20 protein-coding genes, 3 tRNA genes, 3 rRNA genes and 3 pseudogenes are annotated in these 26,360 nt (G+C 45.7%); 9 read left to right on the top strand and 20 right to left on the bottom strand.

Annotated elements, in window-relative coordinates:
• Positions 1–67 precede the first annotated feature (67 nt).
• The 7 genes and pseudogenes from REG_RS02600 to REG_RS02570 all read right to left on the bottom strand — a co-directional run bounded on the left by REG_RS02600 (position 68) and on the right by REG_RS02570 (position 7,464).
• Complete coding sequence (locus tag REG_RS02600; RefSeq protein ID WP_260200183.1) at positions 68–1,132, bottom strand: Ig-like domain-containing protein; 1,065 nt, start codon at positions 1,130–1,132, stop codon at positions 68–70.
• 231 nt (positions 1,133–1,363) lie between these two features.
• Positions 1,364–2,653, bottom strand: a complete 1,290-nt coding sequence (locus tag REG_RS02595) for an Ig-like domain-containing protein (RefSeq protein ID WP_039906962.1) — start codon at positions 2,651–2,653, stop codon at positions 1,364–1,366.
• Between the two features lies 1 nt (position 2,654).
• Positions 2,655–4,364 (bottom strand): Ig-like domain-containing protein, encoded by a 1,710-nt coding sequence (locus REG_RS02590; protein WP_039906961.1) that lies wholly within the window; start codon positions 4,362–4,364, stop codon positions 2,655–2,657.
• A 27-nt stretch (positions 4,365–4,391) separates the two neighbouring features.
• The gene (locus REG_RS13015; protein ID WP_176603359.1) at positions 4,392–4,532 is read right to left on the bottom strand and encodes a hypothetical protein; all 141 of its coding nucleotides are present in this window, start codon (positions 4,530–4,532) and stop codon (positions 4,392–4,394) included.
• Positions 4,533–4,555: 23 nt separating this feature from the next.
• Positions 4,556–5,379, bottom strand: a protein-coding gene (locus REG_RS11810; RefSeq protein WP_260200023.1) for an IS5-like element ISRein1 family transposase whose coding sequence is annotated in 2 segments (ribosomal slippage) — positions 4,556–4,992 and positions 4,992–5,379 — 825 coding nt in all. Because the reading frame shifts where the segments join, the coding sequence is not laid out codon by codon here.
• Between the two features lie 63 nt (positions 5,380–5,442).
• Complete coding sequence (locus REG_RS02575; RefSeq protein ID WP_006704352.1) at positions 5,443–5,991, bottom strand: hypothetical protein; 549 nt, start codon at positions 5,989–5,991, stop codon at positions 5,443–5,445.
• A gap of 94 nt (positions 5,992–6,085) precedes the next feature.
• Positions 6,086–7,464 (bottom strand): annotated as a pseudogene (locus REG_RS02570) (DUF4055 domain-containing protein).
• An 88-nt stretch (positions 7,465–7,552) separates the two neighbouring features.
• On the opposite strand from REG_RS02570, the gene REG_RS02565 reads away from it, so the two are divergent.
• Both REG_RS02565 and REG_RS02560 read left to right on the top strand, forming a co-directional pair.
• A complete protein-coding gene (locus REG_RS02565) occupies positions 7,553–7,864 on the top strand; it encodes a type II toxin-antitoxin system RelE/ParE family toxin (RefSeq protein WP_006704350.1) in 312 nt (103 codons plus the stop codon).
• Between the two features lie 2 nt (positions 7,865–7,866).
• Positions 7,867–8,157, top strand: coding sequence for a helix-turn-helix domain-containing protein (locus REG_RS02560; protein WP_039906959.1), 291 nt, complete (start codon positions 7,867–7,869; stop codon positions 8,155–8,157).
• Positions 8,158–8,169: 12 nt separating this feature from the next.
• Here REG_RS02560 and REG_RS02555 read toward each other — a convergent pair.
• The 5 genes and pseudogenes from REG_RS02555 to REG_RS02540 all read right to left on the bottom strand — a co-directional run.
• Positions 8,170–9,292, bottom strand: a pseudogene (locus REG_RS02555) (terminase); the annotation flags it as partial.
• A 111-nt stretch (positions 9,293–9,403) separates the two neighbouring features.
• The gene (locus REG_RS13010) at positions 9,404–9,556 is read right to left on the bottom strand and encodes a hypothetical protein (RefSeq protein ID WP_176603393.1); all 153 of its coding nucleotides are present in this window, start codon (positions 9,554–9,556) and stop codon (positions 9,404–9,406) included.
• Positions 9,553–9,939 (bottom strand): hypothetical protein, encoded by a 387-nt coding sequence (locus REG_RS02550; protein ID WP_039906958.1) that lies wholly within the window; start codon positions 9,937–9,939, stop codon positions 9,553–9,555. Before REG_RS02550 ends, REG_RS13010 begins: the two co-directional genes overlap by 4 nt.
• A 94-nt stretch (positions 9,940–10,033) precedes the next feature.
• Positions 10,034–10,554: pseudogene (locus REG_RS02545) on the bottom strand (lysozyme).
• Positions 10,551–10,748: a class II holin family protein gene (locus REG_RS02540; RefSeq protein ID WP_006704348.1), complete on the bottom strand. Its 198-nt coding sequence runs from the start codon at positions 10,746–10,748 to the stop codon at positions 10,551–10,553. The pseudogene REG_RS02545 and the gene REG_RS02540 overlap by 4 nt, the downstream one beginning before the upstream one ends.
• Before the next feature lie 288 nt (positions 10,749–11,036).
• Between REG_RS02540 and REG_RS02535 the strand changes: the two genes are divergently transcribed.
• The 7 genes from REG_RS02535 (at position 11,037) to clpB (ending at position 18,434) form a co-directional block, all read left to right on the top strand.
• A complete protein-coding gene (locus tag REG_RS02535) occupies positions 11,037–11,291 on the top strand; it encodes a hypothetical protein (RefSeq protein WP_039906957.1) in 255 nt (84 codons plus the stop codon).
• Positions 11,282–11,590: a hypothetical protein gene (locus REG_RS02530; RefSeq protein WP_039906956.1), complete on the top strand. Its 309-nt coding sequence runs from the start codon at positions 11,282–11,284 to the stop codon at positions 11,588–11,590. Before REG_RS02535 ends, REG_RS02530 begins: the two co-directional genes overlap by 10 nt.
• A 361-nt stretch (positions 11,591–11,951) precedes the next feature.
• Positions 11,952–12,395, top strand: a complete 444-nt coding sequence (locus REG_RS02525) for a hypothetical protein (protein ID WP_039906955.1) — start codon at positions 11,952–11,954, stop codon at positions 12,393–12,395.
• Entirely contained in the window at positions 12,319–13,971 is a 1,653-nt protein-coding gene (locus REG_RS02520) for a hypothetical protein (RefSeq protein WP_006704344.1), read from the top strand. The genes REG_RS02525 and REG_RS02520 overlap by 77 nt, the downstream gene beginning before the upstream one ends.
• Before the next feature lie 178 nt (positions 13,972–14,149).
• Complete coding sequence (locus REG_RS14005; RefSeq protein ID WP_260200156.1) at positions 14,150–14,275, top strand: hypothetical protein; 126 nt, start codon at positions 14,150–14,152, stop codon at positions 14,273–14,275.
• 39 nt (positions 14,276–14,314) lie between these two features.
• Entirely contained in the window at positions 14,315–15,583 is a 1,269-nt protein-coding gene (gene glyA / locus REG_RS02515) for a serine hydroxymethyltransferase (protein ID WP_006704342.1), read from the top strand.
• Positions 15,584–15,860: 277 nt separating this feature from the next.
• Complete coding sequence (gene clpB / locus REG_RS02510; protein WP_006704341.1) at positions 15,861–18,434, top strand: ATP-dependent chaperone ClpB; 2,574 nt, start codon at positions 15,861–15,863, stop codon at positions 18,432–18,434.
• Positions 18,435–18,595: 161 nt separating this feature from the next.
• On the opposite strand, the gene REG_RS02505 is transcribed toward clpB, so the two are convergent.
• The 8 genes from REG_RS02505 to mltD all read right to left on the bottom strand — a co-directional run bounded on the left by REG_RS02505 (position 18,596) and on the right by mltD (position 26,290).
• Positions 18,596–18,671: transfer RNA gene (locus REG_RS02505), tRNA-Thr, on the bottom strand.
• A gap of 12 nt (positions 18,672–18,683) precedes the next feature.
• Positions 18,684–18,799: ribosomal RNA gene (gene rrf / locus REG_RS02500) — 5S ribosomal RNA — on the bottom strand.
• 70 nt (positions 18,800–18,869) lie between these two features.
• Positions 18,870–21,783 (bottom strand): 23S ribosomal RNA (locus tag REG_RS02495).
• A gap of 104 nt (positions 21,784–21,887) precedes the next feature.
• Positions 21,888–21,963: transfer RNA gene (locus REG_RS02490), tRNA-Ala, on the bottom strand.
• 91 nt (positions 21,964–22,054) lie between these two features.
• Positions 22,055–22,131: transfer RNA gene (locus REG_RS02485), tRNA-Ile, on the bottom strand.
• A 104-nt stretch (positions 22,132–22,235) separates the two neighbouring features.
• Positions 22,236–23,778, bottom strand: a 16S ribosomal RNA gene (locus REG_RS02480).
• The 16S, 23S and 5S rRNA genes sit together here with 3 tRNA genes alongside, the layout of an rRNA operon.
• 353 nt (positions 23,779–24,131) lie before the next feature.
• The gene (locus REG_RS02475; protein WP_006704340.1) at positions 24,132–24,914 is read right to left on the bottom strand and encodes an endonuclease/exonuclease/phosphatase family protein; all 783 of its coding nucleotides are present in this window, start codon (positions 24,912–24,914) and stop codon (positions 24,132–24,134) included.
• Between the two features lie 89 nt (positions 24,915–25,003).
• Positions 25,004–26,290: a murein transglycosylase D gene (gene mltD, locus REG_RS02470; protein ID WP_006704339.1), complete on the bottom strand. Its 1,287-nt coding sequence runs from the start codon at positions 26,288–26,290 to the stop codon at positions 25,004–25,006.
• Between the last annotated feature and the right edge of the window lie 70 nt (positions 26,291–26,360).

The following is a 26,360-nucleotide window of genomic DNA, read 5'->3' as shown; positions in this document are numbered from 1 at the left end:
GCGAAATTTTCTCATATGTTTAATTAATATACACAAATTGTGTGTTTTATAATCTAAAATTGATTAATTAATGAGTTGGATCCCGCCCTGAGTTATTGCCAACCTTTTCTCCAGGGTTCTGAGTAACCGTAAAGCCGTTAATTTGCATTGTTATGTAACTATTGCGTTCGGCGGTACCTGTTAGCATCACACCCTTTTCAATATCACTAACATATTTTTTGCCTTCCGTTTCAATCGCCCCTTCAACCGTTGTCAGCTCCACTGGCGTGTTATTCACGGTATCAAAGGTGAATTTCAATGCAGATGTCGCTGTATTTCCTGCGAGATCCTCGATTTCATAACGGAGAGTATAGGTGCCATCTTTTAGCGGTTTTGGGAGTTTATAAACTTTATCTCGCTTATCGAGCACCACAGTGCCTAATAACTCCTTACCAAGATATATTTTTACCTTTTGATGGAGTTCGCCTCTTAAGTAAAAAGAGGGATGGTTATGTTGAATGATTTTATCAGTATGCCACTTGCCATCATCGTTAGTGAGCTTTGGTGCCTCAATAAAAGTTTCATTATCAATCTTCACCCTTAAATACATCGATGTTGCGGTATTCTTAGCTTTATCTTCTGACGTCACAACAAAAGAGTATTGATCATCACGAAGCGCATCGGGGTAGTTATATTCCCACTTACCCGCTGTATCTGCATAAATAACGGCAAACGGCTCACCCTTCATGTTATCGTCATCTTTGTATAAACTCACTTTGGAGCCTGCTTCCGCTGTACCGACCAATCTAGGTTTTCTGGTTTGTGTCGTTGGATTTTTAATCAATTCAGGATGTTGATCTTGATTTTTAAGACCCGTATTGCTACCGCTATCCAGCGCTATGGTTGGCACCTCAATTACGGAATCGAGGATCAGTGTATTTTTAAAATCAATGGTTTTTTCGTGACCGGCTACATTCGTTACCTTAATGCTCAAATTATATTCGCCATCTTTACCGAGTTTAGGTAGCTTAATCTGCCATCCCCCGTTTTCCGAAATAGTAATTTCATCGCCCACCTGCTGGTTATTGATAAAAACTTTTACCTTGGCATCAACTTCACCTGTTCCAAAGATATTAGGTGTGGCGGTATTGATATAGCCCCCTTCTTGCCAGGGCGGGATCTAACTCATTAATTAATCAATTTTAGATTATAAAACACACAATTTGTGTATATTAATTAAACATATGAGAAAATTTCGTCTGCGAAATGCTTAAATATTGATCTTATTGATAACAAAAAATACAAAGTGGAATCCCGCCCTGCCCTTCTTGCAGGTCTTCTATTTGTATCTCCCACTGTTTTGTATCGACACCAGTACTAACCACTAAGGTTTTGTCTTCAGCGAACAACGATTTGTTGTCCAGCGATTGATGATTGAAACCTCAACGGGGAATTTATGTGTAAACTGACCTCCTTCTAAATCGAGATTATCGAGGGTTAATGTGGCCTTGCCTTCATTATCGGTTTTGACGTTTTCATAATTTTTATTCCCGACTTTCACGGTAACGTCGGTATTCGGTGACGCGGTAATCACCAATACGGGTTTGGTTTCCTTGGTAATAAAATCACCTTTCGCGCCACTGTCTGAACTGGCATCCAGCTCAACAGTAGGAGGGAAAACCTCGAGAACGGGGATAGTAAGCTGGAATGTTTCCTCGGCTGCACTTTTGTTTTTATCACGGGTATTACCGGCTTTATCGATCACTTTCACAATAAGCGAGACGGTACTATCGTTCTTAAAAGGCACCTGCGGTTGCCATTCCCTGTTCCCTGAATCAGGGACGGCTTTAATAAAATCAATTTCCTGACCGCCCGCCCAAAAAGTGACTTTCGCCCCCGGCTCTGCCGTCCCTTTAAATTTAGGTTTGAGACTTTTAGCGGTGTTATTGCCATGGTCAGGGTGAGGCTCTACCAGCTCAATGGTAGGCTTTTTCGTATAGGTATCAATCTCAAAGCTCAGGGTGATCGGCTTTTTATCGCCCGATTGATCGCCGGTCTTATTCCCTGCCTTATCTACGGCATCCAGCTTGATGGTATATTTACCGTCTAATAAATCCTGATCAGGGGAGAAGGGCAATTCGCCATTTTTTAAGCGTTCCTTGATAACTTTCGGCGTCCCCACTGGCTGGCCATTACTATCAATGATACTGATAGTGAGCTCCACCAAGTCCTTATCAAACTTCAGGTTAAATTTGGGTTTTGGATTGTTTGTCAGGCGGTCAGTATTGGATATACCGGTATCGTTCTCTTTCGCCGTATCCATCTCTACTTTGAGGGTTAATATGGTATCTATCTCTACCTTAACCTTTGAGTTCTCATTCTTATCACTTTTACTTTTGTTACCGACTTTATCCAGTGCCACCACGGTAAGCTGGTAGGTTCCATCCTCCCAGTTTTGTTTCGGTTGGAAAGTCCATTGACCCTTATTATTTTTTGTTGCATTAACCGTAGATATTTTCGGTGTGTTTCCACCAGGGATTGTGTGTGATATGTGTACCTCGACGGCAACCACATCACTATTATCGATATTACTTAACGTAAAGGTGGGGCGCTGGTTTTTAGTGAGGCGATCATCTGCACTTACCCCAGTGTCATTTTCAGACGTACTGTCCATCTTAATGGTTGGAGGAGCCGGGGGGGGTTAGGTCAAGGGTAAAGCTCAGTTCCGCTGAATCATTGACATTACCTGCTTTATCTTTCACTCTGACTTTTAGCTTATGTGTTCTTTCAGCCAGTTCAGGGGTGATATAGGTTAAACTACTCGTTTTATTTTGTTTTTCGAGGGTGATCCAGCTCTTACCACCATCCAAACTGACTTCCACACTATCGACATCGTTCGCAACATTAATGGTGAAGGAGGGTGTTTTTTGACGGGTAAGATTTTCGTTCTTATAGCCCTCCAATCCATCATTGCTATCCAGTACGATAGTCGCCGCGTCAGGGGCAACAGTGTCGACCTGCATTTTCAGATCTTGAGCATTGGCTGAGTTATTTGCCTTATCCCACACTTCCACCTTGACGGTATAATTGTCATCAGCCCACCCCTTCTTTGGGGTGAAAGTCAAATTACCCTGTTCATCTTTTGTAAAAGCGTCGTTGGATAAAACCCACTGCCCCTGAGCATCTTTATTTATTGTTACATTCGCTACATTATCCCCCTTTTTGTTAAAAACAGTCAGTGTCAGGCGCTCTACCTCCCCATCAACACATATCAGATTGAACCGGGGTTGTTGTTTTTTCGTGGCATTATCATCGTTGACACCATTGCTGTAACTTTCGCCATCCATTTCAATCTTCGGAATGGGCGGGGGCTGGATGTCAACTTCTATCGTCAGTGTGTCTGACGAGTCGCTTTTATTACCGGCTCTATCACGTGCTTCTACCGTGATCTCGTGATTGCCATGACTCAATGCTTGTCCTGGGGTTAAAATCCAATCGCCTGTATTATGTTGATCTTTTATTAATGATGCCTTTGACGGGTCAAGAACCCACGAGGCATTCGACCCCTTTCTGCTTGCATTAATTGTGCTATCACCCATCTTAATCAGGATACGGGTCACATCTTCAGCAATATCCTTTAGTCTAAACTGAGGCGGCTTGGCGTTAGTGATATTCTGTTGCTTAAAATGCCCGAGCCCAGTGTGACTATCTTCATGCAATGCAATACTCGGTGCCTTGGGGGGCTGGGTATCAACTTCAACCTCGAGTAAGTCAGAGGTTTTTTCGTTAGCAGCCAGATCTTTGACCATGACGCTGAAGGTATATTCTCCATCGAGCAGCGGGTTATCTTTCGTGGTAAAAATCCAGAGACCGTTTTCATATTTAATAGGAAGATCAACATTTTTTATTACTGATCCATTTGATAATACCTCCCAGACTGTTCCCGTTTTTCTTACCTCGATCGTTTTTTCGCCACTACCCCTATTATTTTTGATAGTAATACCAATATAGGTCACATCCTTATCAATATTATTCAACGTAAAGGTAACAGGCCTCTTATTAGTAAGATGATTCTGAACGTCTGGCTCAGTGTCTGGGGAATGAACCAGTGTGATCTTTGGTTTGGCTAGCTCGGTGTCTATCTGCAACTTGATAGCTTGCGTTATTTCACTTTTGTTACCGGCGCGATCTTTAGCTTGAGCCGTGATATCGTATTCTCCATGCCCGAGGGCGTCCTCTTCTGCCATCCTCCATTCCCATTTGCCATTTTCTCCCGCCGTGGTCTCTCCTTTTCTTTCTCCGTCGATAAAAATCGCTACTATGGCATTTTTTTCTGCAATACCAGTGAAGGTAAGTATCGTTTCTTTGGTGACGGTAATTGTCAATGTAGTTGTCGCCCAGGATGTAAAATCCTAGGCTGCTTTTTTGGCGTCTGGTTTCACCTTTTTTTCTCTGGATTTTTGTGGATTTAAATGGACTTCTTTCACATACGGCCACTGACGGATTTGACCTGCCCAGCGTGTAGGGTTTGCAGCGCGTGCCTTTTCATACACTAGACCTCTTCGGAAACTATCATTTATCTAATTTCCATATTATAAATTGCAGCAATCAGATTAAATCTTAATCCAAAACGTTTTCGCCTGTTTCGATAACGGTCTGATACAATTTTAAATCTTTTAATCATACCAATGACATGTTCGTTTAATACACGCTGGCTTGATAACGCACGATTGTTGCGTTTATCTTCTTTTGTTAAGGGATTTTTCTTTGTCTTTTTCTTAGGCAACGCCGAGTTTGAATGAATCTTGCCAAGCCCTTGGTAACCTGTATCGGTAACTGTTTTGATGTCAGGATGTATTCGCACACCAGACTCCTTAAACAACCTAAAATCATGGCGCCTCCCATTCGTAAAGCTTGTACAGATGACTGCTTTACTTTTTTTATCAACGAGCACTTGTGTTTTTAAGGTGTGTCGTTTCTTTTTTCCTGAGTAAAACGGCTTTTGTTTTTTTGGGGACGTTCAATCGGCGTTTCTGTGGCATCAATAAGAACCAGCTCATACTCCCTATCCCTTTTTAATACAGCTTTGCGTCCAGGTAGGGCAAAATCAGGATGCTTTATTAGCGTATTCTCTATCCATTTAATCGTTTCATAGCATGTGCTCTCACTCACGCCATAGCTTTGGCTGACATGAAAATAAGTGCGATATTCTCGTATATACTCCAGTGCCATTAATAAGCGCTCTTCTAAACCCCGCTTGGGTTTCCGACCTCCTTTCCCTTGCTTACTCTTATCTGCTTCATTCAATATCTTTATCATCTTTTCAAATGTACTGCGTTTAACACCCGTTAAGCGACGAAATTTTTCCTCTTCCAGTACTTTTATTACTTCATATTTCATGGCGGCTCCTTGTTCAGGAGTGTTTTACCAAAATTCCTCATGAATGCTAGTTTCCGAAGAGGTCTAATGTTTTGCGCGACTGCCCCGTACCTTGCGGGTAATGTGCTCGACGCTATCCCCCAAGAGAGACCCGTGCTTTACTGCATGATTAATACGGCTCACGCGATCCGTTGCCAGATGGCTGACCCAATCATGCAGTAAACGCCCTTGAAAGGGCTGTGCCATTGCCGCGGCGTAAACCTGTTCTGGCGTGATAATCGCTAACGGATAGCGTGCCAGCACCACATCCGGTAGCAGGGAATCAAAAAGGCGGTAGTGATAACCGGTTTCGTGCTCGGCAAAGGCCAATAATTCCTCACTGAGTGAGACAAACATCGCCGTCATCGCCTGCTGATTCACCGCCTGGACGCTGGCTAATAAGTGGGCTAACTGTTTTACTTCAATATAATGTGGATTGACTTTATCCAGTGCAACCCGCAGTCGGGCGATTAATTCAGCATCACTTTTGTTGAGTATGGCGACTATTTTTCTGGCAACACCGCGGGCATAGCGCGATTGAAACAGACTGTGCGCCAGGGCTTCATCACGCAGACGTTGGTTGACTGTGGACATGGTAACCCCTTAATAGAAAAACCGGTTTGATGGAATGAAGATAACGGGGTGTTTCTATACAGCCTGCGAGTAACCTCACGATTACACGAGAACGTTACAGTAAATCCAGTGGCAAATTGTTAAGTTCATCACACACCCTGTCCGGATTGGCATCGGCATCGATAATATTCAACGACTGTAAAGCGCGTATCGCATCCACCTGACGAATATCACCCCCTTGCCGCAGGGCTTTTGTATCGCTAAGGCGGCCGGGGCATTGACGCTTTGCTGAGCGGTTTCAAGTTCGGTACGAATATCCACCTTGCCGCCGTCTTTTTCACCGACCCAGTCGGCCATCAATTGCAAAATGTTATCTAAGGCATCTTCCAGTGAATTCGATAAGGTATAGAGCGGCGAGTGCGCTTGCAGGCGTTCTTCACTCACCTGGTCAATCGTTTTAGTACTGCTATTTTGACAACGCAGCAGTTTGCCCCCGGCTTGCCGCATCTGCTCGACCAAATCGCTCAAGGCGGCTTTTCCTGCGCCCACCGCTGCGCCCGAATGTTCGGTGTAAGCGTTGCCCTGCCGGGTACGGTCAGTGAAATGCAGGGCACTGGCGGCGCCAATGGCCAAGGTTTCGCCTTCCTCAAGACCAAACACATTGAGAATGGGCACCCGCGCAACATGTAAAATATTGTCTTGCTCACTCTGACTTTGCCAATGTTTGATATTGAGTAACGCCAGATTGAGTAGCGGCGGGGCACCGCACATAAACCCGGTGCGTTTGCTGTACAACGTGACCAGCGGGATAACCGGGCAGGAGGTAACCCAGCTATCATGCAGCCTCCAGCGTTCCACGCCGTCTGCCTGTGTCATTTTACGGTAGAGTTCAACCCGCCCGGGGGTCAATTTGCGAATTTGTTCGATTTTCTGCGGGTGATAGGGGGCAGTCTCGACCACAATTTGTTCTTTGATGCGCAGTTCCGTCAATTGACACTGTCCCCCTGAATGGCGCGATTGCCAGCCAATCACCTGACGCGGATTAATCAACACCGCATACGGGCGAGCCCCGCAGGCTTTTTCCTCAGCACGGGTTTTCAACGCCTCCACGCGGGGATAATCAACCAACGCATGCGCCACGCCGTATTGCAGCGCCAGGCTAAAATACGCCTGTGCCCACACATCCAGCCGGTTGCCCTGCAAATCCATATTATGGCAGTAATCGACTATCACCGCGGGCGTAGTCTCACTTAATTGTGTCGGCTCAGAAAACACCCGCCCCAGGTTATTTTTCAGCGTTTCCTCGTAAGCCGGCAGGAGAGTGGCGACGGAGAGACGTTGTTGGTAGCGGTGTTTATCTTCATGAGGCCAACGCGGTAAATAGCGCTCACCCTGTTGCCGCAGAAATAAGGTGCCTCCCATCAGGGCATCGTTAATGTCCCAGGCTTCAGTCAGCTTGCTATAGTCGAGATGGGGGGTGGAAATATCTGGCATGATAATGCTCCGAGAGAAGTCAATCACCCTTGACGTCGTGATGGTAATCTGTACACTGTGTTTAATGTACAACAATGACGTATAAACGATGATTTTTATTGAAACCGCTATTTTTACGGAAGATTGTCGTGCCTTACTGAGCGACGATGAATATCGGGCATTACAGCAGGCGCTTGCGGATAACCCAGAGGTCGCCGATGTCATTGCACAAACAGGCGGATTGCGTAAAGTACGCTGGGCAGCAAAAGGTAAAGGTAAGCGCAGTGGTGTCAGAATTATTTACTATCATAAGGCCGCTGTGTCTCATATCAGGTTGTTGCTGATTTACAAAAAAGGGATCAAAGACGACTTAAGTGCGGATGAAAAAAAAGTATTACGTATGCTGAATGAAAGGTGGTAATGATGGATAAGAAACTTTTTTCTCGATTGACCGACAGCATGAAACAGATGAACGATATCATCGATGGGGATGCCTCCCCGTCTCGTGAAACGATTGTCAGTAATGTTAAAGTGAAGACTATTAGGCAAACCACCGGTTTGACGCAAATTGGGTTCGCTCGGTTGCTGGCGGTTAATGTGGGCACGTTACGTAATTGGGAGCAGGGACGCCGTGAACCGACAGGCCCGGCGAAAGCGTTATTACGGGCTATTAATAACGATCCGACCCATGTACTCAAAGCACTGTCAGCTTGATGATACGCTCCTCTAGATGAGTAATGACCTGACTTTACCGCGGCGTAGACGGCAATTCTGTTTGGCGACAGCAAAATAGCGAAAAGCATCGGCGGCATGGGAGCTGGCATCGTGCAAGGGCTTGTCTTTCCAGCAGCCATGCTGGTTATCCCACGCCTTGCGGTAACGCTCCAGGTGACTTAGCCCCTGCTCACAAGTAACGCTATCAAAGGCACAGCGCGGCAGGATTTCCCGTACCGATTCAATGCCTTCATCGATACGCAGTCGCGGCACCACTTTAAAATTGAGGCGGTAAATGTCACCGTCGAGCACATAGCCTTCATAAGCCCGTTGCCGACGGGTTTTGCCGTCGCCGGAAAACTCGCGGTGCTCAATATCGTGCGGTGCCCAGTGTTCGCCATACGGATACGCCCGTGCTTTTAGCACTTGCAGGTAATGCCGCAAGCCTTCACCGCTGTTTTGGTAATAGTCAATCAGGTGAAAATTCACTGCCGACCTCCCGCACAAACCAAATCACCGTGGCATCACCTACGCCTAAATCCCAAAAGGTGTGCACCGGCAGGTGCGGGTTAGCCGGTAAGGTACCAATGCGCTGATGTTCATAGAGATAACGAAACTGATGCGCATAATAGGCGCCTTCAATCGATTGCTGAAAAGCTTCCGCAGGGATTGATGGGTATTCGCGCATCATGTCCTCGCCCAGGGTCGATGCTTTGGCGTGATACCAGGCTTGTTGTTCCTCTGTCAGGGTAATCCTGTTCTTGGCCTGCACATCGCGAAAATAAGTTTGCAAACGTCGCGGCAGCGGACGACTCAACGGCAAGGCATACTGCGGGTTTTTCCACCAGGGGAAAAAGAAGAATTTCCAATCCAATTGCCCTAAGGGGCGGTTGCTAAGTAAGGTTTTTTCTGCCGTTTGACAGTAATCGAAAAAATACCCTGTCCGCCCCTCGGCAGTCGATTCAATGGTGACAACCCCTTTGGTCGCCACCGCTTCAAAGGCGCCGGTGACAATTTCACGGGCTTTTTCGGGAAACGCGGCGCAAATCTTACCGAATTCAGAAATATGCAAATAACGCAAGGTGCCGCCGCGAAAAGAGGTGCTGATGTACAGTGAGCCGCCGTTGCTAAACACCGGTAATTGTCAATGTAGTTGTCGCCCAGGATGTAAAATCCTAGGCTGCTTTTTTGGCGTCTGGTTTCACCTTTTTTTCTCTGGATTTTTGTGGATTTAAATGGACTTCTTTCACATACGGCCACTGACGGATTTGACCTGCCCAGCGTGTAGGGTTCGCGTGCTTAGCCCAATCAGGAGACAAGCCTGTTGTTGCCGCGCTCCGGCCTGCGTTGCTTCAGTAATCCACATCATAATAGACTGGCGCTGTTCGGGAATAATCATTTTTCCTCTTCCTCCCACAGCGCCGCGTACTTTTTTTGTAAAATCAGCAAGGCTGCCGCCTCCGCCAGCGCTTTTTCTTTTCGGCTGAGCTCCCTGGCTAATCTTTTATTTTCTAGCGTTAATTCACGTATTTCAGCGCCGGCAGGACTGCGTTGTGTTCGCTTCGGGTCACAAAAATCCGCGCGCCATTGCTTCAGGTGATGAACAAAAATACCCTGCCCCCTGCACCAAGAGGCGAGTTCACTTTCTGCTAAACAACTTCTTAGCTTCCTCGGCGGCACGTTAAGTTCATCCGCAATGGCTTTCATTGTACGCCCATTCCGATGATAAACCTTACACAGCGCCTGCTCTTTAAACTCTTCCGAATACGTCGGTTTTTCCATGATTATATCGCCTCTTTATTAGTTCCCATTAACGAAAATTAGAGGCGACAACTAGACTGACACTGGGGGGCTCATCAGAATAAAAATAAATCGATTAAACATCCCTCCCCCAACAGGTCAGCTCACTTTCCTGCGCGCGTCTTATCACTTGACCGGCACAATTATTGGCACGGAGGCGACAATCTTTACCGCCATCGAAAATCCAGCGCTTGATTTCTGCACAGGCGCCTTGATAGTCACCGGCATTGAGTTTTTGATAAAAGGTGGAAGCAATGCATTTTGTGGCGCCAATATTGTACGGACAAAACGAAGCAATCCCCGCTTTCTGTGCCTCGGTTAACGGCACTTTGATATGGCGCTCTACCCAAGCAATCGCCTTATCCATTTCAAATTGGTTAACTTGCTCACATTGCTCGCGACTGAGTATCATGCCGGGCTTCACCGGCTCTGGCCATCGACTCGTGTCGCCCCGCGGCAAATCGTCCAAACATGTGCGCCATCGCGATAAGCCGTTAGCCGATTGCCTTCTTTTTCCTGCAAAAATTGCGTCAGGATGGCGGTTGTTGTTGCTCCTGCTAAAATCAGTCCCAGCAGGGGTTTGCTTAGCGTGCTCATTTTCCTGCCCTGCTCTTACGCCGGTCTTCTTTAATCTTGAAATACAAATTCGTCAGATAGGTTAGTACCGCCAGCAAGACGCCCGCCAGCACGCCAATGGCATTCCATTGTGCCGAGCTGTCGCTGCTCAGCAAACCATTAAAAATACTCCCTGCGCATGCCGCATAGGCTGCGCCTGTCGTCAGTTTGTCCATGCTCTGTCTCGTCTCTTAAGTGAGAAAGGGAAGATGAAAAATAGCGCCATGCCCCGTTTACCCTCTCGTGGATAAAAGAATTGAACACTGATGGGCAAGGGGAGGCGCTAAAAGGTGAAAAGACCGCGCGATGCGCAGTCTTTGAAATAAAAGACTGTCAATAACGTTAAATAATAAACAGGTAATAAAAATTGAAAGGGAAAATTGCTTTTCTGGTGACTATGCTAATAACAGATTAAAAATCAGTATCGATTAAACGAAACTAACCGGAAAACAGGAGGTGGGCAGATGAAAAAAATAAGAACCTGCTTGAATAGTTTATTCGTTATATTATTAGCATTACTCACACCGGCTTGGGCTTCTGCTATTTGTAACGCCACTACGTGGGAGATGACTTTTGTGGGGCCCATCCCCGTGTGTAAGCAACAAAAAATTATTGAACAGCAAGCAACCTCCTTCCATGGAGAAAACCCATCTTCTTCTATGCAAAAACACGAAGAGGAATTCAAAGCAAAAATGCGGAAGGTGTGGCCATGGTGGTAATCACTATTCAGACAATAAAAATTTTCTTCAGAATATTACCGGTTATATTATTACCGGTGCCTGTTTTAGCCTCTCCTGATTGGGGGCTTTCTTCTGATTGGCTCCCTAATGGTTGTACAGCGCGTATGGTACCTCAACCTTTGAAGTTCTCCCAAATACTCGTAGTAAGATGTCCTGAAAAAGATACGGCAGCACAGCAAACAACAATTCGTACAGAAAATCAAAATGGGTCTCCTACTTCTTCTGCCCGAAGGAAAGAGGAATTGCAGCGATTGAGGAAGATGACGCTTTTTCTGTAGCAGTACAATAGCGGTAAACTACCGCTATTTTCTACTCCATTAACCGGTGAGTGGAGTGGCGTCACCTGTATAAAATTTCATAAAAAAGGCCAGTAGAGGCCATCTTTTGACACCGTAAAAATGGGTGACAAAGAAAAATTTCCCCGCCAATAGCGTCTTTTTTGTTCGTAAAATAAGCGTTTCTTGCAAGCACATTAGGAAGTAATTCGGTATAACGTCCCTTAAATACGTCATGACGATATCGTTTAACGTAAAAATGAGTTAACGATGTATTCCTATCGTCTGATGGTTATTTCATACCTTTAATTATCATTGCGTTAATCAATGCCATTATATTTTTAATCTAATGGCACGAAATACTATGGCTTATTTAATTATAAAAGAGAAAAGTAAAATGCCACTTTCATCACCTTCATCACCACCAATTTCATCTCAATATAATATACCTATATGCCCCCCTCCTTCTTCGGAGGGACAATCTAGTAGCCAGCTCCTAGCAGGACTTCAGCACGTAGATAATATTCCCTCTGACCTTACCAGCATTAGCTTAGCACCTTCTAATATGTCTAGAGAAATCCCATCAAAAATTATTCAAATTGACAGTACTCAAACTTACTCTCAGCACTGTACTGTCGTAGCTTCAACAGCTCATTATCGGCGGCTTCCAGATTTGGGAAAGGATGTGCTTGATTTTCTCAATAATGGGGATAAAGAGCCTCTGGATCTAAGTGACTTATATTATGATTTCTCTCAACAAGAGGAGCCACAGACACCCCCCCCCATTTTGTTTTCAAGACTTGCTTGAGCCTGGTAATGCTCTTAACAATACTCCAGTCGCTTTGCCCTCTGCGTCTGCGGCAGGAAGCAGTAGTCAGAGCTCTCTACAAAACACGTCAGCCAGAGAATCTGATTCCTCGTCGGAAAAACATAAAGAGTCAGGGGAGACTTTAGATAAATATTTAGAGCTCAATCTACGGGATACTATAGAACTTCCAGAACACGTAAAAAAATCAGTAGATTCACTACCTGCTTCAGATTTATTAAAAAAATTACCACATCTACAAAAGAAGCGTGAGCCAAGTCAGTCGCATACTAGGATATTTAAATACATTGTCTCCTCTCTCATCCACCTACAGAGACCGGATGCGGTAAGTGATCTTTATTTAAGGTTGGAACATAACATTGGCGCTAACTTTATCGCTAAATGTAAAAAAGAGTGTCCGTGGCACACATTCGAGCCATTGGCGCATCCAATCACACCAAAACTAAAAGATAACTACCACCCATTAATACCGATTTTAGCGGATATGTTAAGTAAAGTAACGCCGAAATTCGAAGAGGAAGTTAAAAAATTAACACTTGATCAGCTAAAAGATGCTATCAAGTATTTTAACGAATATTCTAAAAAGCATTTTGCTAAACGCAGTAACAAGGATAGATATCCTAGTAGAATGAAGTATCTCGTCGGGTATACCATGGTGCGTCATAATATTACTGCTTGCAAACTACAGAGTAGTGTTGAAATTCAGTACAGTACCTTGAATGGATGGCGTACAATGTTTTTAAAACAAAAGGATAAAAACGTTAGCTCTGAACCGCACGTTATGGGTAATCAGTTATCAACATTGATGGGAGTGGATAACCCCTCAGCTAGCTCCAATCTGGAGCCTAAAACATCTAGCTCGGAGCTTTATCAAGATCTTCGGGGTATCGGTTCTTCCGACGCTTCTTCATTACCAGTTCAAATTCAATCTAAGGAGCAAGTGATTCCTCATGGGAAAAAACGTCTTGTACCTCCAGAGTTCGGGACAGGGGCCTCAGAAATAAATCATAGAAGCACTCCTTGCACTTTTACTCTCTCCTCTTCACAGGAAGAGGCAGATGGGATTCTTCATCAACAAAATGTACAAAGTTCTTCGGCAAGGAAGTTGCGGCGACTAGAACCCCGCCCCTCTTTTTCTCAAGGATTACTCCCTACTGGTAATCAGTATCTCCAAGCTACATTATCTTTGCCAACAACGCAAAAAATAATCAATATAAAAAAGAATTTACAGCTAAGTACTGCACACATAACCGAGGTAAATAATCCGCCGACGACACCAAAAAATGGTCCTCTCTCAAATAAACAGATCGAAAATTATGTAAAATATTTAGATGAAAAATTCCCTTCATCAGCTCATCATGTTGATGATGATATGAGGGAAGAAGTAATAATATTCAAACAACATTGTGCCATAACACAGGAAAATACTGTTAAAAAATGGGCTGAACGTATTATCGAACATGAAAAAATATCAAGACTATTTGGTTTTTTTATCCGTAGTCTAGTAGGATCAGATAACGAGGCAATTAGCAAGAAAATTAATGAGTTAGGTATCTGATTTAAATCAAGTTGATCTGTCATAAAAAACCATCGAAACAGAAAAAATTCCAGTCTATCACACTGAATTTTTCTACTGAATAAACACTACAGCATCGGGCGGCACTGACTTCAGACTCGCTTAAGCAGTGCGTTTTTCTGGCGACCTCAGTTATACTCTTTCAATAAAATTATACCCAATGAATTTCGAGTTACGGCAAGGCGGCCAGGGCGACCGAACGATGAGCGTAGACATACTACCTGATTCGGCGAGCACCCGCAGACAACAAAGCCTTAACTTGAAAGGCAAAGGGTATAGAGTCTGAAAAGAAACATTAATAAATTAGTTAAATCAGGAGATAGACATGTCAGAAAATAAAAACAATATCGCTCATTATGATCTAGAGTTATGGAAGGCGATGCAAAGTGAAGTAACACGTCAAGAAGAGCATATTGAGCTGATTGCTTCTGAAAACTACACTAGCCAGCGCGTTATGCAGGCTCAAGGCTCGCAATTAACCAATAAATATGCTGAGGGTTATCCAGGCAAACGTTACTATGGCGGCTGTGAGCATGTCGATGTTATTGAAGAACTTGCCATTAAGAGAGCGAAAGCATTATTCGGCGCTGACTATGCTAATGTGCAACCTCATTCCGGTTCACAAGCGAATGCGGCCGTTTATATGGCGTTACTGCAACCGGGTGATACTGTACTCGGCATGGATCTTAATCACGGGGGGCATTTAACGCATGGTTCACCGGTCAACTTTTCTGGCAGATTATATAATATCGTCTCTTATGGTGTTGATGCAGCAGGCAAGATCGATTACGACGCATTAGCAGAATTAGCTAAATCGGATAAACCTAAGATGATTATCGGCGGTTTTTCTGCCTATTCTGGCGTAGTTGATTGGGCGAGAATGCGTGAAATCGCTGACAGTATTGGCGCTTATCTGTTTGTTGATATGGCGCATGTCGCGGGTTTAGTGGCCGCAAAGGTTTATCCTGATCCCCTGCCTCACGCGCATGTGGTAACCACCACCACCCATAAAACATTAGCAGGCCCTCGTGGGGGATTAATCCTGGCTAAAAATGGCGACGAAGCCTTCTATAAAAAACTCAATTCAGCCGTCTTCCCCGGTTCACAAGGCGGCCCATTGATGCATGTCATCGCTGCTAAGGCAGTAGCCTTTAAAGAAGCGCTGGAGCCTGAATTTGAAACTTATCAGCAGCAAGTAGTGAAGAATGCGAAGGCAATGGTTAAGGTCTTTTTAGATCGAGGCTATAAAGTGGTTTCAGGCGGGACTGAAAACCACCTTTTTTTACTCAATTTAGTGAATAAAAATTTAACAGGTAAAGACGCCGATGCTGCTTTAGGACGCGCTAATATCACCGTTAACAAAAATAGCATTCCTAACGATCCTAAAAAACCGTTTGTTACTTCTGGCATCAGAATAGGCACCCCAGCGATAACGCGCCGAGGTTTTAAAGAAGCAGAGTCTGAGCAACTCGCGGGTTGGATTTGTGATATTTTGGATAACATTAACGATGAAAACCTGATCCAAAAAACTAAAAATCAAGTTGTGGAAATCTGTCAGCGTTTTCCTGTTTATTCAAATACTACAAAACTTTAAGAGCAACAATCAGCGGTATTTCTGAATAGACCTCTTTGGAAACCGTAGCGAGTGATGCGGAATCAAGGCGTCCGGCGCACAGCAACCTTCATTGCCATAAGTACATGAGGATTGCGCGCACCGGGCAACGCAGGATCCGCGTCACGCAGTAGATTTCCGAAGAGATCTAGTGTTAAAAGCGAGTGTAGCTCTTCGCACGAGCCACGCCCTTGAAAGTTAGAGACCTCACAATAACTGGAAACTGTCACTATAAATTTCAATTAATACGGAGTTTATTATGCTTTTGGAGCGTTTTACCCAAAAATTTCAGGAAGCCTTAGGTGGTGCTCATTCTTTAGCGCTCAGTCGTGATCATCAATTTATTGAACCACTTCACCTCATGAGTACTTTTCTGTGTCAAGAGGGAGGAACCGTTTTTCCCTTACTCACTTCCAGCGGCATTGATGCTCAAGATTTAAAGAATAAAATCGATCAAGCCTTAGAACGACTTGCACGTGTGGAAGGTACCGCTGATGTTCAGGTATCAAAAAAGTTAGAAAGAACACTTAACTTGTGTGAAAAATTAGCACAAAAAAGAGGTGATAAATTTATTGCCTCAGAACTATTTCTATTAGCAGCACTTGAAGAGAGCAGCACCTTAACGGATTTATTAAAAGCAGCAGGAGCCTCAACAGATAAAATCACTAAAGCGATTGAAGAGCTACGAAGTGGTAATACCATAAAAAGCGCCAGTGAAGAAAATCAACGGCAAGCGTTAAAACAATTCACTATCGATCTAACCGAACGCGCAGCGCAAGGCAAACTCGACCCTGTTATCGGTCGAGATGAAGAAATTCGCCGTACCATGCAAATGTTACAACGCCGCACTAAAAATAATCCCGTGCTCATTGGTGAGCCCGGTGTAGGCAAAACCGCGATTGTTGAGGGTCTAGCACTACGTATTATCAATGGTGAAGTGCCGGAAGGTTTAAAAGGTAAGCGTGTATTGTCATTAGATATCGGCGCATTGCTAGCCGGAGCCAAATTCCGTGGTGAGTTTGAAGAACGCCTGAAAGCATTACTTAATGAATTAGAAAAACAAAAAGGCAACGTGATTTTATTCATTGACGAACTGCATACACTGGTCGTCGGTGCAGGGAAAAGTGACGGCGCAATGGATGCCGGTAACATGCTAAAACCCGCCTTAGCCCGTGGTGAACTACATTGTGTTGGGGCAACTACTCTGAATGAATACCGCCAATATATCGAAAAAGATGCTGCTTTAGAACGTCGTTTTCAAACAGTGTATGTTGCAGAACCAAACGTAGAAGATGCCATTGCCATTCTACGCGGTTTAAAAGAGCGCTATGAACTCCACCACCATGTCCAAATCACAGATCCGGCAATTGTAGAAGCGGTGACCTTATCACACCGTTATATTTCAGATCGCCGATTACCCGATAAAGCCATCGATCTGATCGATGAAGCAGGCTCTAGCATCCGGATGCAGATCGATTCAAAACCCGAACTACTTGATCGCCTATATCGTCGAATTATCCAATTAAAATTAGAACAACAAGCATTAAACAAAGAATCGGATGATGCCAGCAAAAAACGCTTGCAAGAACTCAATAGTGAATTAGAACAAAAAGAACGGGAATATTCGACCCTAGAAGAAAAATGGAAAGCCGAAAAGGCTGCATTGAAAGGCATCCAAAAGATTAAGACAGAATTAGAACAGGCTAAAATTACCTTAGAGCAAGCGCGACGTGTCGGTGATCTAACAAAAATGTCTGAGCTACAATACGGCAAAATTCCAGAACTAGAAAAAGAACTCGATACAGCCAATCAACTCGAAAACGAAACAATGAAACTGCTGCCTAATCGAGTCACTGAGGAAGAAATTGCTAAAGTGGTAGCACGCTGGACAGGGATCCCCGTATCCAAAATGTTGGAAGGTGAACGAAGTAAACTATTACGCATCGAACAAGAGCTGCATAATCGTGTGATTGGGCAAGATGAAGCCATAGAGGCAGTGTCTAATGCAATCCGACGGAGCCGTGCTGGGCTTGCTGATGATAATCGCCCGACTGGATCCTTTTTATTTCTCGGTCCTACGGGAGTAGGTAAAACAGAATTATGTAAAGCCCTGGCGGTTTTTTTATTCAACACTGACAAAGCAATGATACGAATCGATATGTCTGAATTTATGGAGAAACATGCTGTATCACGCTTAATTGGAGCACCTCCTGGTTATGTTGGTTACGAAGAAGGAGGTTACCTAACAGAAATAGTACGTCGTCGTCCCTACTCTGTTATCTTATTTGATGAAGTGGAGAAAGCACATCCCGATGTGTTCAATATTTTATTACAAGTCTTGGATGAGGGACGTTTAACGGATGGGCAAGGGAGAACTGTCGATTTTCGTAACACTGTAGTCATTATGACGTCTAATTTGGGTTCTGAGTTAATTCTAGAGCATTCCACTGAGACTGATTTCTCTAAAATCAAAAATAAGGTAATGGAAAATGTCAGTAATCATTTTCGCCCTGAGTTTATTAACCGTATAGATGAGATCATTGTTTTCCATCGATTAGAACAACACCATCTCATCTCCATTGCAAAAATTCAGTTGCAGCGATTACAGCAACGCCTGGCAGGGCGAAATTATCAAATTAATGCGACTGAAGCTGTATTAGAATTATTAAGCCAACGAGGCTTTGACCCTGTGTATGGTGCACGACCATTAAAACGAGTTATCCAAAAGGAAATCGAAGACCCGATGGCTCAACAAATTCTTGCTAATAAATTAAAAACGAATATGCCTATTGTCATAGACACTAAAGATGGGAGTATCGTTATTAAGCAATAAAAAAGGATCCTACTTTATAGGATCCTTTTTCATAGTCAGCGGTATCTACAACCGATGCTAAGGAGTTTCATTTCTGATATTGATGTACTTGACGTAGGACTACACCATTACCTAGAGATTCTTCACCAAGCTTTATTCGCCCATAGGAGCTTTAATCTGTCTGGTGCTGATACCCAGATTTGAACTGGGGACCTCACCCTTACCAAGAGTGTGCTCTACCGACTGAGCCATATCAGCACTAAATTGGTAGCCTGGCGGTGACCGACTCTCGCATGGGGAGACCCCACACTACCATAGGCGCAACGGTGTTTCACTGCTGAGTTCGGAATGGGGTCAGGTGGTGCCACCGCGCTATAGCCGCCAGGCAAATTCTGTATGCTGCGTACACAGCTAATCTGTTAACAAGCGCGTAAACCAAAACACTTTCGGTGTTGTGAAGTTAAGCCTATCGGGTCCATTAGTACTGGTCAGCTCAATGTGTCACCACACTTACACACCCAGCCTATCAACGTCTTAGTCTTAAACGTCCCTCAAGGGAAGACTCATCTCGGGGCAAGTTTCCCGCTTAGATGCTTTCAGCGGTTATCTCTTCCGCATGTAGCTACCGGGCAATGCCATTGGCATGACAACCCAAACACCAGTGATGCGTCCACTCCGGTCCTCTCGTACTAGGAGCAGCCCCCCTCAATCTTCCTACGCCCACGGCAGATAGGGACCGAACTGTCTCACGACGTTCTAAACCCAGCTCGCGTACCACTTTAAATGGCGAACAGCCATACCCTTGGGACCTACTTCAGCCCCAGGATGTGATGAGCCGACATCGAGGTGCCAAACACCGCCGTCGATATGAACTCTTGGGCGGTATCAGCCTGTTATCCCCGGAGTACCTTTTATCCGTTGAGCGATGGCCCTTCCATTCAGAACCACCGGATCACTAAGACCTACTTTCGTACCTGCTCGAGCCGTCACTCTCGCAGTCAAGCTAGCTTATGCCTTTGCACTAACCTCACGATGTCCGACCGTGATTAGCTAACCTTCGTGCTCCTCCGTTACGCTTTAGGAGGAGACCGCCCCAGTCAAACTACCCACCAGACACTGTCCTCGCACCGGATTACGGCGCTGAGTTAGAAAACCAAAACTCACAGGGTGGTATTTCAACGGCGACTCCACAACAACTGGCGTCATCGCTTCTACGTCTCCCACCTATCCTACACAGTCAGTTTCAACTCCCAGTGTCAAGCTATAGTAAAGGTTCACGGGGTCTTTCCGTCTTGCCGCGGGTACACTGCATCTTCACAGCCATTTCAATTTCACTGAGTCTCGGGTGGAGACAGCCTGGCCATCATTACGCCATTCGTGCAGGTCGGAACTTACCCGACAAGGAATTTCGCTACCTTAGGACCGTTATAGTTACGGCCGCCGTTTACCGGGGCTTCGATCAAGAGCTTCGTATTGCTACTTACCCCATCAATTAACCTTCCGGCACCGGGCAGGCGTCACACCGTATACCTCCACTTACGTGTTTGCACAGTGCTGTGTTTTTAATAAACAGTTGCAGCCAGCTGGTCTCTGCGACTGACTTCAGCTACAGGGAGCAAGTCCCCTCACCTAATGCCAGCGTGCCTTCTCCCGAAGTTACGGCACCATTTTGCCTAGTTCCTTCACCCGAGTTCTCTCAAGCGCCTTAGTATGCTCTACCTGACCACCTGTGTCGGTTTCGGGTACGATTGTTTGTAACCTAAGCTTAGAGGCTTTTCCTGGAAGCCGGGCATCAACTACTTCTGCACCTAAGTGCCTCGTCATCACGCCTCAGTGTTTATGGAAAAGCGGATTTGCCTACTCTCCCTACCTACACGCTTGAACCGGGATTACCGTCACCCGGATAGTCTAGCCTTCTCCGTCCCCCCTTCGCAGTCACAAACAGTACGGGAATATTAACCCGTTTCCCATCGACTACGCTTTTCAGCCTCGCCTTAGGGGTCGACTCACCCTGCCTCGATTAACGTGGGACAGGAACCCTTGGTCTTTCGGCGAGCGGGCTTTTCACCCGCTTTATCGTTACTTATGTCAGCATTCGCACTTCTGATACCTCCAGCTCGCCTCTCAGCTCACCTTCTACGGCTTACAGAACGCTCCCCTACCCAATAACGTCGTCTCCAACGCTACTGCCGCAGCTTCGGTGGAGGGTTTAGCCCCGTTACATCTTCCGCGCAGGCCGACTCGACCAGTGAGCTATTACGCTTTCTTTAAATGATGGCTGCTTCTAAGCCAACATCCTGGCTGTTTTCGCCTTCCCACTTCGTTTCCCACTTAACCCTCACTTCGGGACCTTAGCTGGCGGTCTGGGTTGTTTCCCTTTCCACGACGGACGTTAGCACCCGCCGTGTGTCTCCCGTGGTCTCATTCTTCGGTATTCGCAGTTTGCATCGGGGTGGTAAGCCGGGATGGCCCCCTAGCCGAAACAGTGCTCTACCCCCAAAGATTAACCCACGAGGCGCTACCTAAATAGCTTTCGGGGAGAACCAGCTATCTCCCGGTTTGATTGGCCTTTCACCCCCAGCCACACGTCATCCGCTACTTTTTCAACAGGAGTCGGTTCGGCCCTCCAGTTAGTTTTACCCAACCTTCAGCCTGCGCATGGCTAGATCACCGGGTTTCGGGTCTATACCCTGCAACTAATCGCCCAGTTAAGACTCGGTTTCCCTACGGCTCCCCTACTCGGTTAACCTCGCTACAGAATATAAGTCGCTGACCCATTATACAAAAGGTACGCAGTCACCCCCTCTTCACACTCGCGCATGAAGCAGGCTCCCACTGCTTGTACGTACAGGGTTTCAGGGTCTATTTCACTCCCCTAACCGGGGTTCTTTTCGCCTTTCCCTCACGGTACTGGTTAACTATCGGTCAGTCAGGAGTATTTAGCCTTGGAGGATGGGCCCCCCTTCTTCAAACAGGATTTGTCGTGTCCCGTCCTACTCTTCGAGCTCACACTACTGCTATCTTCGAGTACGGGGCTATCACCCTCTTTCGCAGGCCTTTCCAGACCTTTCCTCTGATAACAATAACGATGCACACTCTGGGCTGCTTCCCTTTCGCTCGCCGCTACTCGGGAAATCTCGGTTGATTTCTTTTCCTCGGGGTACTTAGATGTTTCACTTCTCCCGGTTCGCCTCGTTAAACTAGTTTATTCATCTAACGATAGTGCAACTGCTTGCACTGGGTTTCCCCATTCGGGTATCAACGGCTAATCACGCTTCCTATCAGCTCACCGTCGCTTTTCGCAGATTTGCACGCCCTTCTTCGCCTCTGACTGCCTAGGCATCCGCCCTGTACGCTTCATTACTTAACTTCACAACCCGAAAGTGTCTTTCAACTCCATCAGGTTACTCATTACTCGCTTGTTCCAGATTGTTAAAGAGCATGTTCAATACAATAAATTTGACCCATTCACTATGGTGGAGCTAAGCGGGATCGAACCGCTGACCTCCTGCGTGCAAGGCAGGCGCTCTCCCAGCTGAGCTATAGCCCCATAAGGGAAAATTAACTTGACCCATCGTCGCAACAAACACTGGCAGAAACACCTTAACTCAAGGCAATTTCATCACCCTGTCATGCCGCGTTGGTGGGTCTGAGTGGACTTGAACCACCGACCTCACCCTTATCAGGGGTGCGCTCTAACCACCTGAGCTACAGACCCAACAAGGTTCGATTGCTAAACCTAACCCGCTCTCTCCATAAAAACCACTCGCTACTTTCATCAGACAATCTGTGTGAGCACTCAGCGTAGCCGCCATCTTTTGGTAAGGAGGTGATCCAACCGCAGGTTCCCCTACGGTTACCTTGTTACGACTTCACCCCAGTCATGAACCACAAAGTGGTAAGCGCCCCCCCGAAGGTTAAGCTACCTACTTCTTTTGCCGCCCACTCCCATGGTGTGACGGGCGGTGTGTACAAGGCCCGGGAACGTATTCACCGTAGCATTCTGATCCACGATTACTAGCGATTCCGACTTCATGGAGTCGAGTTGCAGACTCCAATCCGGACTACGACGCACTTTATGAGGTTCGCTTACGTTCGCACGCTCGCCGCTCTTTGTATGCGCCATTGTAGCACGTGTGTAGCCCTACTCGTAAGGGCCATGATGACTTGACGTCATCCCCACCTTCCTCCGGTTTATCACCGGCAGTCTCCTTTGAGTTCCCGCCATCACGCGCTGGCAACAAAGGACAAGGGTTGCGCTCGTTGCGGGACTTAACCCAACATTTCACAACACGAGCTGACGACAGCCATGCAGCACCTGTCTCACGGCTCCCGAAGGCACTTAAGCATCTCTGCTCAATTCCGTGGATGTCAAGAGTAGGTAAGGTTCTTCGCGTTGCATCGAATTAAACCACATGCTCCACCGCTTGTGCGGGCCCCCGTCAATTCATTTGAGTTTTAACCTTGCGGCCGTACTCCCCAGGCGGTCGATTTATCGCGTTAGCTTCGGACGCCATAACACTAGGCCACAACCTCCAAATCGACATCGTTTACAGCGTGGACTACCAGGGTATCTAATCCTGTTTGCTACCCACGCTTTCGCACCTCAGCGTCAGTCCTTGTCCAGGGGGCCGCCTTCGCCACCGGTATTCCTCCAGATCTCTACGCATTTCACCGCTACACCTGGAATTCTACCCCCCTCTACAAAACTCTAGCCCGCCAGTCTCAAATGCCGTTCCCAAGTTAAGCTCGGGGATTTCACATCTGACTTAACTTACCGCCTACATGCCCTTTACGCCCAGTTATTCCGATTAACGCTCGCACCCTCCGTATTACCGCGGCTGCTGGCACGGAGTTAGCCGGTGCTTCTTTTGCGGGTAACGTCAATCGATAAGCATATTACTCTTACCGCCTTCCTCCCCGCTGAAAGTGCTTTACAACCCTAAGGCCTTCTTCACACACGCGGCATGGCTGCATCAGGCTTCCGCCCATTGTGCAATATTCCCCACTGCTGCCTCCCGTAGGAGTCTGGACCGTTTCTCAGTTCCAGTGTGGCTGGTCATCCTCTCAGACCAGCTAGAGATCGTCGCCTAGGTACGCCATTACCGCACCTACTAGCTAATCTCATCTGGGTTCATCTTATGGCGTGAGGCCCTAAAGTCCCCCACTTTGGTCTTGCGACATCATGCGGTATTAGCCACCGTTTCCAATGGTTACCCCCCTCCATAAGCCAGATCCCCAGACTTTACTCACCCGTCCGCCGCTCGCCGGCAGAGTAGCAAGCTACTCCCCGCTGCCGCTCGACTTGCATGTGTTAGGCCTGCCGCCAGCGTTCAATCTGAGCCATGATCAAACTCTTCAATTTATTACTTTTTTAACAACTTCACAGACCCTGCTTTCTATTATGTTTCCATAAAAAAAACAAGTTCCAATCCGCTGTCAGCTTTTATACTGCTTTTACTGCACTCAATATTACAGAGCAGCACAACAGCGCACTCGCCAGTGCCCACACAGATTGTCTGATAAATTGTTAAAGAGATTCTCGTCTAGCCTTACAACGAGAGGGCGCATTCTACCCTTTCTTCTCACAGAGTCAAGGCCTTCTTTTACTAAGCTCCCCTTCTTCTGTGGGGTCGCATTATAGCCCCTTTATTAACGCCCGCAACCTTTAATTTAAGAAAAAAAATTAGATGTCTATTTATCGTTCAAAAGATTTAATTATAGTAAAAAATCAACACGTAGAGGATTATGATCCGAAGCGCGTGTTACCAATACAGATGCTTCAGCCACATATAAATCGCGGAAAAAAATAAAGTCCAGTGGAAACCCAAATACTCGACTACGATTATCAATAAAAAATTCTACCTCCTGTAATTCCATACTTCGAGTAAACAAACGTAAGGCATTCACTCGCTGACGATTCCAAGCATTAAAATCTCCTGCGAGTATTAGTGGCCCACGATGCAACGCGATTTTTGCGCCGATCGAGCTAAATTGCCTACTATAAACATTTACCCCTAAACTGAAATTTACCGCATGAATATTAACCACCATCAGCGATCGTCCATCCTGAATGGGATAAACAGTAACTAAAGCTGATTTGGACAAACGTAACAATGGCTCTCGTTCACGCAGCGGGCAACAATAAATAGGATGAGCAGCAGCTAACGTCATTACGCCAGAAGGATGATGAGGCAAAGTAAAAGCAGGCACTTGATCTGTTGTCAAATAGTGAGAGGTAGCAAAGCGCACCATTTCAGGCGTCGTTCGCGCTTCTTGCAACAACATCAATTGAGAATCTTTACCAAATTTCTTTAGTACAGCCAACCAACTGACCCGCTGTTGCTTAAAAATATTCCACACCACAACCCGTAAAAATTTTGATGCTTGTAACGGTTTACACAAAGGCAAACCCTGCCGAGGAAAATAGGCAGAGCTTGAAAAGATCTGTTCAACTGGTTTACCAGCCACATATCTCATTGCATGTGTTCGTTTCGGCACGCTAATTGTCTATTCCATCGCTCATATCTATTCTATCCTTCGCCTTTCAAGTTAAGACGGCGTTGGCAACGATCACTTATCCTCCTCTGTCATGTACTATTTGTACACTCCTGGGATTCGATTGATGGCCTCCTTGCCGTAACTCGAAATTCATTGGGTATATTATCTTCTCCTACCTGCCTGCTGCCTGTTTTTAAAGTTTGGCCAACTTTCAAAAAATCTGACGTAGTTAAGTTATTCCAATTTTGCAAATCATATGGATCGATATTAAAACGCTTGGCTATCGTAGATAAAGTGTCCCCTTGGCGTACTTTATATTGTAAAACTGACTCTGCATTAGGATTATTTTTCACCAATCGCGCAGGCTGAGGCACCATAAATTTAGCCTCGGCGAGTGAATTTTTAAAATGCCTAGCATTATCTTCAGGCAGCACGATGTAATGAGGGCCGTTAGGCGCTGTTACATCTAATTTATAGCCAGCATTATAAAATTTCAACTGAGCTAACGACAAACCAGACATCTCAGCAACTCGACTGAGTTTCATCTGGCGCCCAATATCCACACGGGCTAACCCATGTCTTTTATCGGTATTAGGTAATTTAAAGTTATGCTGTTTGTGATTTTTGATAATATGACTCAAAGCGAGCATTTTTGGCACGTAAATAGAGGTTTCACGTGGCAAAGATAATTCCCAAAAATTCGTTGATTTACCTTGTCGTCTATTAGCGCTTATCGCTTTATTAACTCGCCCTGCACCACTATTGTACGCCGCGAGCGTCAACAACCAATCACCATCAAACCTGCGATTTAAATTCTCCATTAAGTCAAGCGCTGCTTTAGTAGACGCCACAATATCCAGGCGACCGTCATACCATCGATTTTGTTTTAAGCCATAATGCAAGCCAGTACTAGGCACGAACTGCCACAACCCGGCGGCACCGGCTCCAGAAGTTGCACTGGGGTCAAAAGCACTCTCCACTATGGGCACCAGTATCAATTCCATCGGCATACTACGCCTTTGGATCTCAGATACAATCAGGTACATGTACGGGTTAGCTCGTGCTATAACATGGTGGAGATCACTCTTATTTTTTAAATATTTTATTTTTTGTTCACGGATCAGGCTGTTATCCTGAAACTTCATCTTCAGCTCGCTACTAACAAAGTGCCACAGATTAGGTTGCGAGAGGCTATCTTTACCTTTCGTTAACCGTCCCAATTTCTCTTGATTGCTATCTATGTATTTTCTTGCTTCGTTTTCTACACTTGCCGAAGACAAACTCTGTGCATGCTGTATGGGGAGCTGTGTACCTAATTTTGATGTTTGACAGCCCACCAGCAAGACCGAGGCGAGAAATATCGCTTTAGTCTTCATCTATTATATATCTCTGTTACTCTCATCTTTCCTGGTTAAAAGATGAGCGATAATACTTTGATCTGACAAA

Source organism: Candidatus Regiella insecticola LSR1, assembly GCF_000143625.1.
Taxonomy (GTDB): domain Bacteria; phylum Pseudomonadota; class Gammaproteobacteria; order Enterobacterales; family Enterobacteriaceae; genus Regiella; species Regiella insecticola.
Note: the sequence above shows the minus strand (reverse complement) of the source record. Positions and strands in the feature narration are given on the sequence as shown.

Bases quoted from the DNA above. Each gene is read 5' to 3' on its own strand.
- REG_RS02535 (WP_039906957.1), top strand. From the start codon at position 11,037: ATGAAAAAAATAAGAACCTGCTTGAATAGTTTATTCGTTATATTATTA.
- REG_RS02525 (WP_039906955.1), top strand. From the start codon at position 11,952: ATGGCTTATTTAATTATAAAAGAGAAAAGTAAAATGCCACTTTCATCA.
- mltD (WP_006704339.1), bottom strand. From the start codon at position 26,290: ATGAAGACTAAAGCGATATTTCTCGCCTCGGTCTTGCTGGTGGGCTGT.
- REG_RS02560 (WP_039906959.1), top strand. From the start codon at position 7,867: ATGGATAAGAAACTTTTTTCTCGATTGACCGACAGCATGAAACAGATG.
- REG_RS02565 (WP_006704350.1), top strand. From the start codon at position 7,553: ATGATTTTTATTGAAACCGCTATTTTTACGGAAGATTGTCGTGCCTTA.
- REG_RS02550 (WP_039906958.1), bottom strand. From the start codon at position 9,939: ATGGAAAAACCGACGTATTCGGAAGAGTTTAAAGAGCAGGCGCTGTGT.
- REG_RS02530 (WP_039906956.1), top strand. From the start codon at position 11,282: ATGGTGGTAATCACTATTCAGACAATAAAAATTTTCTTCAGAATATTA.
- REG_RS14005 (WP_260200156.1), top strand. From the start codon at position 14,150: ATGAATTTCGAGTTACGGCAAGGCGGCCAGGGCGACCGAACGATGAGC.
- glyA (WP_006704342.1), top strand. From the start codon at position 14,315: ATGTCAGAAAATAAAAACAATATCGCTCATTATGATCTAGAGTTATGG.
- clpB (WP_006704341.1), top strand. From the start codon at position 15,861: ATGCTTTTGGAGCGTTTTACCCAAAAATTTCAGGAAGCCTTAGGTGGT.
- REG_RS02575 (WP_006704352.1), bottom strand. From the start codon at position 5,991: ATGTCCACAGTCAACCAACGTCTGCGTGATGAAGCCCTGGCGCACAGT.
- REG_RS13010 (WP_176603393.1), bottom strand. From the start codon at position 9,556: ATGATTATTCCCGAACAGCGCCAGTCTATTATGATGTGGATTACTGAA.
- REG_RS02595 (WP_039906962.1), bottom strand. From the start codon at position 2,653: ATGGACAGTACGTCTGAAAATGACACTGGGGTAAGTGCAGATGATCGC.
- REG_RS02540 (WP_006704348.1), bottom strand. From the start codon at position 10,748: ATGGACAAACTGACGACAGGCGCAGCCTATGCGGCATGCGCAGGGAGT.